The organism is Rivularia sp. UHCC 0363 (assembly GCF_034931125.1).
Lineage (GTDB): Bacteria > Cyanobacteriota > Cyanobacteriia > Cyanobacteriales > Nostocaceae > Rivularia.
Genome location: NZ_JAYGHM010000034.1, coordinates 50,466 through 65,847 on the forward strand (window position 1 = coordinate 50,466; position 15,382 = coordinate 65,847).

The 15,382-nt window shown below is 40.4% G+C and carries 14 protein-coding genes; 10 read left to right on the forward strand and 4 right to left on the reverse strand.

What is annotated here, in order from left to right:
• Positions 1-97: 97 nt before the first annotated feature.
• Positions 98-463: a phage holin family protein gene (locus VB797_RS19525; RefSeq protein WP_323239396.1), complete on the forward strand. Its 366-nt coding sequence runs from the start codon at positions 98-100 to the stop codon at positions 461-463.
• 69 nt (positions 464-532) lie between these two features.
• On the opposite strand, the gene psb29 is transcribed toward VB797_RS19525, so the two are convergent.
• Positions 533-1,234, reverse strand: a complete 702-nt coding sequence (psb29, locus tag VB797_RS19530) for a photosystem II biogenesis protein Psp29 (protein ID WP_323239427.1) — start codon at positions 1,232-1,234, stop codon at positions 533-535.
• Positions 1,235-1,497: 263 nt separating this feature from the next.
• On the opposite strand from psb29, the gene VB797_RS19535 reads away from it, so the two are divergent.
• Positions 1,498-2,088, forward strand: a complete 591-nt coding sequence (locus tag VB797_RS19535) for a chromophore lyase CpcT/CpeT (protein WP_323239397.1) — start codon at positions 1,498-1,500, stop codon at positions 2,086-2,088.
• A gap of 247 nt (positions 2,089-2,335) precedes the next feature.
• Here VB797_RS19535 and VB797_RS19540 read toward each other — a convergent pair whose 3' ends face one another.
• Positions 2,336-2,704, reverse strand: coding sequence for an STAS domain-containing protein (locus VB797_RS19540; protein WP_323239398.1), 369 nt, complete (start codon positions 2,702-2,704; stop codon positions 2,336-2,338).
• Positions 2,705-2,936: 232 nt separating this feature from the next.
• Positions 2,937-3,977 carry an oxygen-dependent coproporphyrinogen oxidase gene (gene hemF, locus VB797_RS19545; RefSeq protein ID WP_323239399.1) on the reverse strand — a complete coding sequence of 347 codons (1,041 nt, stop codon included), beginning with the start codon at positions 3,975-3,977 and terminating at the stop codon, positions 2,937-2,939.
• A gap of 451 nt (positions 3,978-4,428) precedes the next feature.
• Here hemF and VB797_RS19550 point away from each other — a divergent pair, with 451 nt between their 5' ends.
• From VB797_RS19550 to VB797_RS19585, 8 genes are all read left to right on the forward strand, one after another.
• Positions 4,429-4,947 carry an SRPBCC family protein gene (locus VB797_RS19550; RefSeq protein ID WP_323239400.1) on the forward strand — a complete coding sequence of 173 codons (519 nt, stop codon included), beginning with the start codon at positions 4,429-4,431 and terminating at the stop codon, positions 4,945-4,947.
• 229 nt (positions 4,948-5,176) lie between these two features.
• Positions 5,177-6,247, forward strand: coding sequence for an Mrp/NBP35 family ATP-binding protein (locus VB797_RS19555; protein WP_323239401.1), 1,071 nt, complete (start codon positions 5,177-5,179; stop codon positions 6,245-6,247).
• A gap of 126 nt (positions 6,248-6,373) precedes the next feature.
• Positions 6,374-7,693 carry a rod shape-determining protein RodA gene (gene rodA, locus VB797_RS19560; protein ID WP_323239402.1) on the forward strand — a complete coding sequence of 440 codons (1,320 nt, stop codon included), beginning with the start codon at positions 6,374-6,376 and terminating at the stop codon, positions 7,691-7,693.
• 135 nt (positions 7,694-7,828) lie between these two features.
• Positions 7,829-8,020 (forward strand): NAD(P)H dehydrogenase subunit NdhS, encoded by a 192-nt coding sequence (locus tag VB797_RS19565; RefSeq protein ID WP_323239403.1) that lies wholly within the window; start codon positions 7,829-7,831, stop codon positions 8,018-8,020.
• Between the two features lie 106 nt (positions 8,021-8,126).
• Positions 8,127-8,771, forward strand: coding sequence for a hypothetical protein (locus tag VB797_RS19570; RefSeq protein ID WP_323239404.1), 645 nt, complete (start codon positions 8,127-8,129; stop codon positions 8,769-8,771).
• A gap of 159 nt (positions 8,772-8,930) precedes the next feature.
• Positions 8,931-11,069, forward strand: a complete 2,139-nt coding sequence (locus VB797_RS19575) for a cation:proton antiporter (protein ID WP_323239405.1) — start codon at positions 8,931-8,933, stop codon at positions 11,067-11,069.
• Positions 11,070-11,445: 376 nt separating this feature from the next.
• The gene (locus tag VB797_RS19580; RefSeq protein WP_323239406.1) at positions 11,446-12,408 is read left to right on the forward strand and encodes a UDP-glucuronic acid decarboxylase family protein; all 963 of its coding nucleotides are present in this window, start codon (positions 11,446-11,448) and stop codon (positions 12,406-12,408) included.
• A 97-nt stretch (positions 12,409-12,505) separates the two neighbouring features.
• Complete coding sequence (locus tag VB797_RS19585) at positions 12,506-13,891, forward strand: UDP-glucose/GDP-mannose dehydrogenase family protein (protein ID WP_323239407.1); 1,386 nt, start codon at positions 12,506-12,508, stop codon at positions 13,889-13,891.
• Positions 13,892-14,004: 113 nt separating this feature from the next.
• Here VB797_RS19585 and VB797_RS19590 read toward each other — a convergent pair whose 3' ends face one another.
• Positions 14,005-15,312: an APC family permease gene (locus VB797_RS19590; protein ID WP_323239408.1), complete on the reverse strand. Its 1,308-nt coding sequence runs from the start codon at positions 15,310-15,312 to the stop codon at positions 14,005-14,007.
• Positions 15,313-15,382: the final 70 nt, after the last annotated feature.

Genomic DNA, 15,382 nt, shown 5'->3' on the forward strand with positions numbered 1-15,382 from the left:
TAAAGTCCAAAATCCATTGACGCGGAAACGTCTTCCCGTCTTTGTAATCCAAAATCTAAAATCTAAAATCTAAAATTATGAGAGAGGAGTTGCTCGAATGAATATCCTGTCACTTCTAATTGCTTGGTTAGTAACAGCCGTTAGCTTTTTAATTATTAGCAAAATTCCCTTAATAGGGGTTGAAGTTGATTCTTTAAATAAAAGCTTTGTTTCTGCGGCTGTTCTGGGTATTGTGACTGTATTAGTTAAACCAGTCCTTGGACTATTTTTTGCAATACCAAACTTTCTGACTCTGACTCTATTTCAAGGGGTTTTTACCTTTATTATCTCCGCGATTTGTTTCGGTATTGCAGCATTTTTAGTACAAGGATTCCGCTTGCGTTACGGAATTTGGAGCGCAATCATGGGAGCGCTAGCACTATCAGTTATCAGCAGCTTGATTTACTCGATTTTGCCCGTGTAAACCTCAAAGTTAGGAGCGAGAACGATCGATAAAAATTTCCTCCTAACTTGTTTACAAGCAATTAAAAAATCATTCCTTGTTTGGAGGTGCAACTGTAGCACTGGATTGTTGAGCGCGTTGCTCGCGTCTTTTACGCTCTGCTGCAATCATATCCGCCATTACTACCGCAGCTTGTGCCATTTTATCTAAGTTAGAGCGGTATAAATCTAAATCTTTACTCAGCTTATCGTCAGATAAATGCAAGCCATTGGCAATATTTTTCAAAGCTTCGTTACGAAGTTTTTCATCTTTAACCATCTCTGGATCTGATGATTCGAGCAAAGTATATAATCCAATCGCAAACAACCGACTGTATTTAAACTTTGGGTTATTCGCAATATTTTCCAATAATGCTTGTAATTCAGAATTATTGCCTAAACGTTGCTGGCTCAAATCTGTAACCAAATCTTTCGCTGGCAAGCTTTTAGCTATATCTTCCAACATACTGGCATCTTGCCTGTATTTTTGCGGGTCTTCCTCTATAGACTTAATTAAAGAATTGTAAATCGATTCTTTATCCTCATCGGGCTTGTAACCCTGCATAAATCTTTCAAATGTCGTAACAACACCCAAAGCATAAATGGGGTTGTATTGGAAGTCAGCATTTACACTGAGCAGGTGCATTTCTACCATTAACTCTTCTACCACCCGACGGTAAATCGTATTGATTGGACGGGTGTGAAGACTGTAGAAAGTTCGTTTTGTATCAGAAACAGTACGGACGTTATTCACAAAGAAGTTTTTTTTGAAATTTAAGGGTAATGTAAACTTATTCTCGCGCTTGTAGGCGACTTTGCCAAGTAATGGTTTTGAGATATACCAATGTCGGGGGAATGCATCTTCCATTTTATTGGAAGCAATTACGGCTTTACAATAGCTATTTGAGGCTGTAATTAAAAAGGTTATAGCCATATTTTAAATATAGCGTTCGGGAACATAACCCCTTTTCCGATATAATCAACCTATCTTTATAATAATTTAATATTAGATTTGTGATGAGTTCTTTACCCCAATTAAGCACCATTGCTGAGTATCTAGCAGGTGAGTTTGATAATCGGGAGCAAGCAATTGCCGATCCGGCTTGGTACGTACATTTGCGTATGTGGCAAAGACCTGTATCTTTATTTCAAGAAGATAGTCTAACCTTGTTTGCCGAACAAGCCAATGTCCTTAATATAGAGCAGCCTTACCGTCAGCGAATTATGCGGGTGACAAAGGCGATCGCCGATGCATCCTTCAAGGTACAATATTATGCGTTTAAAGACCCAAATGCTTGGCGCGGTGCAGGTCGAAATTATGAGTTACTTAACGCTCTAACTCCCGAACAATTAAATCTGCTACCGGGATGCGTTTTGAATGTAAATGTAGAATCTGCTCAAGACCAATACAGGTTTATTGCCAAACCCATAGCAGATAGTCGCTGCACTTTTGACTATGACGGTAAAACAGTTGAAGTTTCTCTGGGATTTGAAGCAACCCAGCAAGAATTTTTCAGCTATGACAAAGGAATTGATTCTGTAACCCGAAAAGCAACTTGGGGTGCAATCTTGGGACCTTATCGCTATATCAAATTAGAACAGTATTAAAAAAGTTAGGAGTGAAGAGTGAAGAGTTATAAAAACTTTTAATCGGCTGTATTTAAAGAAAATTTAAGAGTTAAAAGTTAAAAATTGAGGTTTGTACAATATAGTTTGTATTTGGATTATTTGTCTACTTTAGAAGCAAGAATATTTAACAACCTTTTAATATCAAAAGGTAAATTAAATTAAACTTAATTCTTAACTCCTAAAATCTCATAAAGACGTAGCAGTGCTACGTCTCTACAACTTATTTTTAGCTAGCAATACTGCGAGGAACACCCTCTAAAGCTTCCTCTTCAGTTTCAAAGATTTCAAATACGGTATCCATCATCGTTACTTCAAATACTAACTTTGCTTCTGGATGCACGTTACAAATGCGGAAACTACCCTTCACTTTATCCGCATCACGCATTCCAGCTACCAAAGAAGTAAGACCGGAACTATCAATAAAATTTACCTGTCCTAAATTTACAACCACATGAGGACTAAGTTTAGAGATACATTCTTGTAGTTTGAGACGAAATTGCCAAGCTGTAGTAATGTCTAAACGACCAGTGGGTGTTAAAACAATAACGGTATTTCCGTCCCCAGTCGTATAACTTTTTTGTTCTATATGAATCATAAAGTTTTCCCTAAGCACTCTTTAAACTAACTAGTTAGATACTGCTATTTCTGCAAATTAGTTGTGAAACTCATAAATGCTACTTGATGATTTCCATAAAAATTAGTTATGGATTAAAATAGCAGGTTCCAATTCCTTTACAAAAATCATTAACGCTGTAGCGATTTGATCGGCTACAGCCTTAATTGTCACCTTGCAGAAATAGTATATTTAGTAGTCTAACTCACATTATTTAAGTATGGCTCTGGTTCCAGTTGACCCAATCTTGAGGTTTGAGAAAGGTTTCGTACAATTCAGCTTCTGGAGTGTTAGGTTCTGGCTTATACCCATATTCCCAGCGTACCATCGGTGGTAAGGACATCAAAATTGACTCAGTACGACCGTTGGTTTGTAGACCAAAAATTGTGCCTCTGTCGTAAACCAAATTAAACTCCACATATCTACCCCGACGATATAGCTGAAAATCTCGCTGGCGATCGCCATATTCCATCGGGTGTCTTTTTTTGACAATTGGTAGATAAGCCGGTAAAAATGCTTTACCGCATTCTTGAACAAAGCTAAATATTTCTTCCCAGTTACGAGTCGGTAATTCGCCGATTTCACCGCTATACTCAGCCGCAGCTTTATCTGGATGGGGACCGCGATACAAAGCACCCGTTCCGTCTTGATAATCGAAAAATAAACCACCCACACCCCTGGTTTCTTGACGATGGTTGAGGTAAAAATATTCATCGCACCAGCGTTTGAACACCGGATAATATTCTTGATGGTGATGATCGCAAGCCTGTTTATAAGTTTTGTGAAAATGCATTGCATCTTCAGCAAAAGGATAGTAAGGAGTCATATCTGCACCACCACCAAACCACCAAACGGGGCCTGCTTCAAAGTAGCGGTAATTCAAATGGACTGTAGGCACGTAAGGATTGCGGGGGTGCAGCACCATTGAAGTTCCCGTCGCATAAAACTTGTGTCCTTCAGCTTCTGGACGGTTAGCTAAAATTGAAGGTGGTAAATGAGAACCCCAAACTTCAGAAAAATTTACGCCACCTTGTTCAAAAATTGCACCCTCGCGTAAAACCCGCGAACGTCCGCCACCACCTTCGGGACGTTCCCAACTATCTTCTTGAAATTGCCCCGATCCATCAAGTTCAGCTAAAGATTGGGAAATCTCATCTTGCAATTGTTTCATAAACTCGCTGACTCTAGTTTTAGCGTCAGATGGTGGCAAAGGATGAGCAGAAGATGATATTTGGGAGGTTGGTGATGTCAACATAATAATCTAGATCTAAATAACAATTTTTAGTTTTATGATTTGGAACGCCAGCTGTTTTATCCCGCACTCAGGTTTTGTCCGCAAGTCGGGGATGCAGTGTAAATAATTCACGTATCCCGGTTACGTGAATAAACTTATTCTCCCTCAAATAGGTATAGGCTTGTATATTGATTAATTTTTTGCAACTTTTTTATGCGATCGCCCCAGCATTGAGACTAAATTCTGTAACAATAACCTGTAAGCACCTGCTGTTCTCCCAGGGATTCGGGAAAAAAGCGTACAGCGAACAAGCCAGCAGTTATCAAGTAAGTTTAGCGTTCCATGTGGGAATATTAAAGCTTTACTTAAACAACTGTAACTAGTGCTATTTTTGCCTTTTTTATAAAAATGGTCGGATATTAGTCGGGAATTTATATCTATTTTTAAGTGTGAAGCCAGGAGGATTAAGAGAATGCAAGGTTGGTTATCAAAATTTATCAACCGCAAACGTCGTCAAGTTTGTGTCTCTTTGGTGCGAAGCTATGGCGAAATTAGTTCTGCTTCGGTGGATGAAATATGGCATAAAGTTGTTGACTTGGCAGATGTTTCCTGGCACCCATTATTTAAAAGTACTAACTTACCTTACGGATTAGTACCCAAACCAGGATTGATTTATCAAGTAGTAACTCGTTTCTCACCGATCCCCATCCGCGTTTTTGTCGAACGTGTTAATCCTAGAGAACTTCTAAGTGTGAGAATTTTAGCAGTTCCGGGTGTAGAAGAACGAATCAGTTACAAAATAGAATCCACGGTTTGCGGTAGTTGTTTGTCTTATTCCGTAACCTTACGCGGTTGGTTGTCTCCCTTAGTTTGGTCTTTCTCCCGTCCTTATGCTCACAAAGTAGCACGGGCTTTAATCGAAGCCGTTGAAGAAGCCGCAATCACAGCAGTATCGGGGAAAAGGAAATCAATGCAGTCTGAATTTTTCTAATTTTGGATTTTAAATTACCCTGCGGGAACACGCTTGCGCGTCAATGGATTTTGGATTTGTCCGTTCACCGCAAGGTGTTCCGAGAGGGAAGGACACGCTACGCGAATGGATCAAAGGAGTTGGGTATGGGACATGGGCTGTGGTAAGGAAAAGAATAAATTACTTTCTACTCCCTATTTCCTACTCCCTACTCCCTACTCCCAATACTCATAAATTTGTGAAAAATACCATGCAAAATGTTCTCGATTCAAGTTCGGTTTTAGAAGTGTTGCGACCTGTGGAAGACCCAGAACTTCGGAAAAGTTTGGTGGAACTCAACATGATTCGTAATGTCAAAATTGTAGATGGCAAGGTGAGCTTCACTTTGGTTTTAACTACACCTGCTTGTCCTTTACGAGAGTTTATTGTTGAGGACTGTCAAAAAGCTGTGAGAAAGCTTCCCGGTGTTACGGACGTATCGGTGGAAGTAACGGCAGAAACACCCCAGGCAAAAAGCTTACCCGATCGCAATGGTGTACCTGGGATCAAAAATATTATTGCTGTTTCTAGCGGTAAAGGTGGTGTCGGTAAAAGCACGGTGGCTGTAAATATCGCTGTTGCATTAGCTCAAACTGGAGCAAAGGTAGGTTTGCTCGATGCCGATATTTACGGACCCAATGACCCCACAATGTTAGGGCTGGAGTCAGCGAAAATCAATGTCCGTCAAGGTGAAAAAGGTGAAATCCTGGAACCTGCTTTTAATCACGGAGTCAAACTAGTTTCAATGGGTTTTCTGATCGACCGGGATCAACCCGTAATCTGGCGCGGACCGATGTTGAATGGAGTAATTCGCCAGTTTTTGTATCAAGTGGAATGGGGAGAACTAGATTATTTAATTGTAGATATGCCTCCAGGAACGGGTGACGCTCAGCTAACATTGACACAAGCAGTACCGATCGCGGGTGCCGTAATTGTAACTACACCGCAAAACGTAGCTTTACTCGATTCTCGTAAAGGCTTGCGGATGTTTCAGCAGATGAACGTACCAGTTTTGGGGATTATTGAAAATATGAGTTATTTTATACCCCCAGATATGCCTGATAAACAGTATGATATTTTCGGTTCCGGTGGTGGTTCCAAAACGGCGAATGAACTTGGAATACCTTTATTGGGGTGCGTACCATTGGAAATATCTACAAGAGTTGGGGGAGACAACGGTATCCCAATAGTTGTAGCCGATGCAAATTCCGCTTCGGCAATTGCTTTAACAAAAATTGCCTTAGCGATCGCCGGAAAAGTATCAGTAGCTGCTTTGACATAACCTGATAAAAGAATCTGGATTTCTGTCTGGGTAGCTGACTGAGTACTGAGAATAAAGATTAAAAGACATTTGCAAAATCAAGTATTTAAAATCTCAGGTAAAAATCTCAGGTATCAATCAGGCTCAATGTTATTAAAAAAGTCACGCTACTCACGGAATAGAAATCGCTGGCAGTATTTGTTCAAACCCTGGCAGCAAACTGATTTACTTTTATTTTTGTTACCAGTTATCATCAGTATATTTGGTGGCTTTGCAATCCTCAGTACCGTATTAAATCAAGATAAAAGCTACTGGTGGGTACACTTATTAGTAGCAGGTGTTGGTTTATTATTGGCCCTACTGATAGCCCGCACCCGTTATGAAAGTTTGCAAAAGTTACACTGGGTTACTTACACGCTGACAAACATAAGTTTGATCGCAGTAATGGCTATAGGTGTTAGTGCAAAAGGCGCACAGCGGTGGATTACTGTGGGCGGCTTTAACGTACAGCCGTCAGAATTTGCCAAAATCGGCGTAATTATCACCTTAGCTGCGTTGTTACACAAGCGCACGGCTGACACTCTGCCCAACTTTTTTAGAGCTTTAGCGACAACGGCGGTTCCTTGGGGGTTGGTATTTTTACAGCCAGACTTAGCAACATCATTGGTGTTTGGTGCGATTGTATTAGGAATGCTTTATTGGGCAAATGCGAATCCAGGCTGGTTAATACTGTTAGTTTCTCCAATAGTAGCGGCGATTTTGTTTAGCACACCTTGGCCCTGGTCTGAACCAATACTCTTATCTAAGGACATATTTTTTACGCCTTTGGGTTTGATTTGGTCTATTACTATGGGCTTAGTAGGCTGGCGCACTCTTCCTGGAAAAAGATTTGGTCTGGGTGGTATAGGGGCGTTAGCTTTGAACCTTTTGGGTGGAGAAATCGGCATCTTTATTTGGAACCATTTACTCAAGGAATATCAAAAAGGTCGAATCACCTCATTTCTTGACCCCGAACAAGATCCCCTCGGAACTGGGTACCACCTAATTCAATCTCGTATCGCTATTGGTGCTGGGGAATGGTTTGGTTCTGGTCCCTTTAACGGTGCGATGACTCAGCTAAATTTCGTTCCCGAACAGCATACAGACTTTATTTTCTCAGCAGTTGGCGAACAGTTCGGTTTTATTGGCAGTGTAGTATTATTGCTGGGATTTTGCTTGCTCTGCCAGCGTCTACTGCATATTGCTTTAACCGCGAAAGATAATTTTGGCTCATTATTAGCAATTGGCGTTTTGGCAATGATTGTGTTCCAGTTAGTTGTTAATATTGGGATGACTATAGGCTTAGCGCCAGTAGCAGGAATTCCTCTACCATTTATGAGCTATGGTGGTTCGGCGATGTTAGCCAACTTTATCGGGGTTGGACTAGTTGAATCAGTGGCAAACTTCCGCCAATTAAATAAGTATTAGCAATCAGTTATCAGCGAGCAGCGAACAATGGGCAACTTTTAGATTCTTGATTAACCGCAGTCTAATAACTGATAATTGATAATCGCTCGCTGATAATTGATAATTGATAATTGATAATTGAAAAGAGCAATAATTATGATTTTGCCTGGAGCAACCGTTCGTGTCACAAATCCCGCAGATACCTACTACCGGATGAGCGGACTTGTACAACGAGTCACTGATGGTAAGGTAGCTGTACTATTTGAAGGTGGTAATTGGGATAAATTGATTACCTTTCGATTCAGTGAGTTAGAGCCTGTAGATCCTACCGCAGGACGTAAAAAATAGTAAAAATAAATTAGTTATGAGTTGATTAGGAGTTTTGTACTATTTGTTATTATCTTTTTAATTGATAATTCATAACTCTTAACTCATAACTCATCACTCAATTCTTATGCGCCTTCCTTTACCGCAATTTAGTAACAGCGATCGCCACCCCAATCATTTTGCTGAAGTGATTGAAACCGCGAGTTGTGATTTTTTAGCTCAGTGTTTAGACCCGGAAGACTTAAGCTTTCCACCGATGCCTCCCTTCGGTAGTTGGGTGTGTTCGGTGGATGAAGAATCAGCCAATAAGGTGTTTGCCGTTGTATTTCATGCAACCACCATGCCGATAGATTCCGTACATAGACCAGTAGCTTTAGGGTTATCGCTGCAAGATTTGCGAGAGGAACAACCCCAAATATTTGCCATGCTCAAAACTGAATTTCGCGCCGCGATTGTCGGATTTGAACAGCAAATAAAGGGTAATCAAGTTTATCAGTATCTACCACCTCGTCCGCCACAAATTCATCAAGCGGTTCATCGATGCGAACCAGAGGAGGTACTAAAATTTACTGAAAAATTTGATTTTTTACAAACACTGCTTTCAGTGAATGGTGCGCCGGTTGAGGCTTTGAGCGCAGCAGCAATTCGAGATGTATATCAGTTGCGTAAAGCCGACCGACAGTGGTTAGTTGAAGCTGGACGTTACTTGAGCGTGTTGCTCAAAGACGACTACGACCGTTTGCGATTTATTTTAAATCAAATCCATCCATAGGTAGTTACTTTGTGGATAGTTTTTCGGGTATTCTAGGTATAGTTTTGTAATTTTTTTATAGCCTCACTTTTACATTTTTGTTTAAAAAAGTTTTCACAGTTATAACTGCGATCGCAGCAGCAAATAGCACGTTTTTGCTTTGTCCGCAATAAATCAAATATGGTACTTTTAGAGCGAATTGCAGTCTCACCATACAGTCAAATTATTGAAAAGGAACCAATTGTTTCCTTTTTTTTAATGCTGGTAGTTATTTTAGTCGTACCGATTCTATTTGAACGACTGCGAATACCGGGATTAATTGGTTTAATTTTATCGGGAATATTAATTGGTAATTCTGGGTGGAAATTATTTTATATTGACCATTCTGGTTGGAAATTATTATCAACCATCGGTTTAGCTTACTTAGTATTTGTCGCAGGTTTAGAAGTTGACTTAAATCAATTCCGTCGTCGCAGAAATCGCGCTTTGGGTTTTGGCAGTTTTGCTTTTGGTGTACCTTTGCTACTGGGAACTTTACTGGGAAGAGCTTTTGAATTTAACTGGTTAAGTTCGATATTAATTGGCTCAATAATTGCTTCTTATACCATGCTGGCATATCCCATTATTAATCGTTTGGGATTAATGAACAATGAAGCGGTAGGTGTGACAATTGGAGCCAGCATCTTTACAGATATTGCTGCATTATTGATGTTGGCTGTATGTGTGGCAATTCATGTAAAAGATTTTAATGTTTGGCAAACGATTGCATTACTAGGCTGGTTAACTGTCTATTCGGTAGTAGTTTTAGTCGGTTTTGATTGGGCTGGTAAAGAATTTTTGCGAAGGTCGGGGGAAGATGAAGGAAACCAATTTTTGTTTGTACTCTTAGCGGTATTTCTAGCAGGTGTAGGCGCTCAATTAATTGGCATAGAAATAATTATTGGAGCCTTTTTTGCTGGATTAGCAGTCAATGAAGTTATCGGAGATGGACCAGTCAAACAAAAGATTGTATTTGTGGGTAGCGTGTTATTTATCCCAATTTTCTTTGTTGACCTTGGTTTTCAGCTTGATTTGCCTGCGTTTATCAAAAATATGAATTTCCTTAGTCTGACCCTATTTCTCGTTTTGGGTTTAGTTATAAGCAAATTTATTGCAGCATTATTAGCAAAATTAATTTACCGCTACAATTGGCGCGAAATATTGATAATGTGGTCTATCTGTATACCTCAAGTAGGAATAACTTCTTGTGTGACTATAGTAGGATATCAAGCACAATTGTTGTCTGTTGAAGTTTTAAATAGCGTCATAGTTTTAATGCTGGTAACTTCATTTATCGGACCGATAATTACCAGTCGGGTTGCAGTGGGTTTACATACTTCATTAATAAAACAACAAGAAACAGCAGCAAATTACGATGTTTCCCAGATAGACACCCCTTTCAGTATCGTAGTACCCGTTTACAATCCCCAAACACAGCAGCATTTAATGGAAATGGCTGCATTATTAGCGCATCAAACCCAAGGCAAAATTATACCTTTAGCAATTGCGACTGCTGCGGCTCATATGGATGCACCCCAGTTAGAAAATTCATTGTTAAGAAGCGAAAGATTGTTGAACAAAGCCACAGCATTAAGTCGGATTTTGGATGTAGAAGCAGAACCCTTATTACGAATAGATGATGCTTTTGCTCAAGGAATTAGTCGAGCAGCTAGAGAAAAAAAGGCAAATTTGATTGTCATGGGTTGGGGTAAGCGCACGGGGTTAAAAGCGCGTTTATTCGGTAACGTGATTGATGGTGTATTATGGGCATCTCATTGTCCGGTAGCCGTTACCCGTCTTGTCGAATCACCATCCAAAATCCAGCGCATTTTAGTACCGATCGAAAATTTAACCGCACCTATATTACAGTCAGTGCAGTTCGCTCAGATTCTCGGAGAATCAAATCAAGCCCAAGTTACCGTACTCAACGTGTGCGATCGCCGTACTAGTTCTAGTAAAATATCATGGCGGCGATCGCAACTTTCGCTGATGTTATCTAAACTCGGTTTATCCAATCCACCCGAAATTCAAATTGTCGCTCACGAAAATGTTGCTCTAGCAATATTACAAGCAGCCAGACTATATGATTTAGTGGTTCTACCTTTTATTCGTAACCGTACTATTCCCGGTGGATTAGCTATTAGTGATGTCACAACTCAGTTAGCAAGTCAACTTACTTGTTCCATCGTTCTGCTCGGAGAACCAGCACAGCGTACTAATAATGCCACCGTCAACGCTGGTGTAGCTAGCAGTCAGTTACCAGTTACCAGTTATCAGTGAACAGTAAACAGTGAACAGTTATTAATTAATTTCTCTCCATCTCCCCATCCCCTTGTCCCCCCATCTCCCCACCCCCTTGTCTCCCTATCTCCATCCCTAGATATAAATGTAGTCCACTACAATAACTTTAACTTGTTAAATTTTTGATAAACTTTAGCGCCAAACTTCACAGTTGCTACACAATATTTGTTATTTTTCTTAGGGATTGTTAAAAACGTACACATAATAGGAATCATTTTGCATCTAGAGGTTTGGGACTGATTCAAAATAAATTTTGAATTATCCGTACTTTTACTCTATTTTTGTTATCGGGCTGGGTATCCTAAAGACAAGCATAATCAAATAACGTAAATATTTTGTAATTAACCGAACAACTATGAGAATATTGGTGACTGGTGGAGCTGGGTTTATTGGTTCCCATCTGATCGACAGATTGATGAATGATGGGCATGAAGTAATTTGTTTGGATAATTTCTACACCGGACACAAACGGAATATCCTCCAATGGTTGAATCATCCGTATTTTGAACTTATTCGTCACGACATCACCGAACCAATTAGGTTAGAAGTAGCACAGATTTATCATTTGGCTTGTCCGGCTTCTCCAGTACATTATCAGTACAACCCTGTAAAAACAGTTAAAACCAATGTTATGGGTACGCTGAATATGTTGGGGTTGGCTAAGCGTGTTAAAGCAAGGATTTTACTGGCTTCAACAAGTGAAGTTTATGGAGACCCGGAAGTTCATCCCCAAAGTGAAGAATATCGCGGTAGCGTTAACCCGATTGGACTTCGTTCCTGCTATGACGAAGGTAAGCGGATTGCTGAAACGCTGATGTTTGACTATCACAGACAAAATGACGTTGATATTCGCGTTGCTCGGATTTTTAACACCTACGGTCCTCGGATGTTTGAATATGATGGACGGGTGGTTAGTAATTTTATAGTTCAAGCTTTGCAAGGTACACCTTTAACCGTCTACGGAGATGGTTCGCAAACTCGTAGTTTTTGCTACGTTGACAACTTGGTAGATGGACTGATGCGTTTGATGAATGGAGACCATATCGGACCAATTAATTTGGGTAATCCGGATGAATACACCATTCTGCAATTAGCGCAAACAGTCCAGAATATGGTGAATCCAGATGTAAAAATCAAATTTGAGCCATTACCTTCCGATGACCCCCGCCGCCGTCGCCCCGATATTACCAAAGCCAGGACTTTGTTAAATTGGGAACCTACCATTCCTCTTCAAGAAGGGTTAAAACAGACAATAGAAGATTTCCGGGAGCGGATAACAACCACTGAAAAGTCAGTTGTCAATAGTAGTGGCAAGTAACAAACAATACTATTTGCTCAAAGTTGGTTGTAAACCATATCCTTGACTATCGAATATTGAGTTGAACAAGTGCAAAAAAAGAGAGGAATTAAATAATATGCGAGTTTGCGTAATTGGTACTGGTTATGTTGGTTTGGTAACAGGAGCTTGCTTGGCTCACATTGGGCATGATGTAATTTGTATAGATAATAACGAAGAGAAAGTTAAATTGATGAAGTCCGGGCAATCGCCAATTTTTGAACCGGGACTCTCGGAAATTATGCAAGATGCCATTAAATCAGGGAAAATTCAGTTTTCTAGTGATTTAGCTGGAGGAGTTGCTCACGGAGAAATTTTATTTATTGCTGTAGGAACTCCACCTCTACCTACAGGTGAAAGCGATACCCGTTATGTAGAAGCGGTTGCAAAAGGTATCGGAACTCATTTAAACGGTGGTTACAAAGTTATTGTTAACAAGTCCACAGTACCTATTGGGTCGGGAGACTGGGTACGGATGATTGTTCTCGATGGAATTGCCGAACGTCAAAAAGAATTAGTACCCGCAGGTGGAAACAAGAGTGAAGATAAGTTGCCTACTGGTGATTTTGATGTAATTAGTAACCCCGAATTTTTACGGGAAGGTTCGGCAATTTACGATACTTTCAATCCCGATCGCATTGTTTTGGGAGGCAATTCTCAAAAAGCGATTTCGATGATGAAGGAACTGTATGCTCCGATTGTCGAGCGTCAGTACGCAGAAGATAAATCTTTGCCCCAAGTACCCGTACTATCAACAGATTTATCCTCCGCTGAAATGGTTAAATATGCCGCAAACGCTTTCCTCGCAACCAAAATTAGCTTTATTAACGAAGTTGCTAACATTTGCGATCGCGTTGGTGCTGATGTAACTCAAGTTGCTAAAGGTATTGGTTTAGATTCCCGGATTGGTAACAAGTTCTTAAATGCTGGTATCGGTTGGGGTGGTTCCTGTTTCCCCAAAGACGTATCCGCATTGGTTCACACTGCTGATGACTACGGTTACGATGCTCAGCTACTCAAAGCTACCGTTAGCGTTAACGAACGTCAGCGTTTGATTGCAATGGAAAAACTCCAGCAAGCTTTGAAAATTCTTAAAGGTAAGACTGTAGGTTTACTTGGTTTAACCTTTAAACCCGATACTGACGATATGCGCGATGCACCAGCGCTTAATTTGATTGAGCAGTTAAATCGATTGGGAGCGAAAGTTAAAGCATACGACCCAATTATCTCTCAATCTGGGATGCGTCACGGTCTTTCTGGAGTACAGGTAGAAACCGATTCCGAAAGATTAGCTGATGGCTGCGATGCTTTAGTACTCGTCACTGAATGGAAGCAGTTTAATAATCTAGATTACGCCAAAATGGCGCAGTTGATGAATCATCCCGTAATTATTGATGGTCGTAATTTCCTCGATCCCGAAGCAATCATTAGGGCTGGTTTCCAATATATTGGTGTTGGTCGCTAAATTTTGATTCTGTAATGCACGGGTTTTAGATTTTAGATTATGGAGACTTTGCAGTTGCAAAGTCTCTACATTTTTTTGGGTGTGGAATATTAAACTAGGGAACAATAAAATTTCTAACTCTTAACTCCTAACTCCGGTGGTCCTAACTTAACTGCAACTGAGTGCCAAATTAATCCGGCAACAATCAATGCTATACCGATTTGCCATACAAAAGCTTCGACCCAAAAAGCTAAAAAGACACAAGCTAATAAGCCAATAATTGATAGCCATTGAGGATAAAGTCTTTCGTGACGCGGTAGAGAAAATGCAGCTAAATTAGTTATGGAATAATAAATCAAAACAGTAAAAGCACTGAAAGACCAAGTGGTTTTAACGTTGCCAATTAAGACTAAAACACAAATTATTATACTTACCCCAATTACAGCAGGTGTGGGAGTTGTACCAGTGGTATTCAATCTGGCAAAAATTCTTGGCATATCTCGTCGTCTTCCCATTGCCAGCAACACGCGAGACAAACCTAAAATTAAATTGAGCAATACTCCCAACATGGCGAAAATCGCGCCAATTGCCAAAATTTGCGTTCCTCCCGGAATCCCGAAGCTACGGACTGCGACTTCTAAGGGTGCTGCTTGTCCCGTCAAAGCCGCTTCTCCGAGCTTGTTAGCCCCAATCGTCGCTACAGCAATCGTTGCTACTCCTACATAAACCAGCATCGTTACGATCATCGTGACGACAATTGCTTTAGGAATAGTTTTGCGTGGGTTTTTGGCTTCTTCCCCCAGAGTTGCAATGCGACCGTAACCCGTATAAGCCACAAACATCAAAGCGCTAGCATGAAGCACCTTCGCAGCCGAACTATTAAAAGCCGTTAAATTATCTTTACCCGTAGCGATCGCCGTGGGAATTCCCCCAAATATAAAGAAAATTAAGCTAAAAACCGAAATAGATACAATTACGATATTGACTCGATTAGAGCGACGAATCCCATTTAGAACAATAATTGCGATCGCAATGACAGCGATTATTGCTAGAGGTACGAGAAAACCGCGTCCACTTAAACCTGTAGCATTCAAAAAATATCCAGCAAAACCCAAAGCAGCCGTAGCCGCAGAAGCAGACTTTGCCAACAAAAACATCCATCCAGCGGTAAATCCTAACCAAGAATTCAAATATTTATAGCCGTATTCATAAGAACCACCACTTACAGGATGATTAGCAGCAAGTTGAGCGCTGTTAAGTCCATTACAAATCGCCACCATTGCACCAATAATTACAGCTAAAATCACCGCATTACCCGCAATCCCAGCAGCGATACCAATACTGACAAAAACCCCAGTACCAATAATCGAACCCAGCCCCATCACAGTTGCTCCTACAACCCCCAATTCGCGTCGCAGTTGCGGTGATGATTTAAGTGACACAATACCTCTCCCCCAGAATATTTGGGTTTATTGTACAGTTCAAGTATTGAGTTGATATAGACTGTTAATT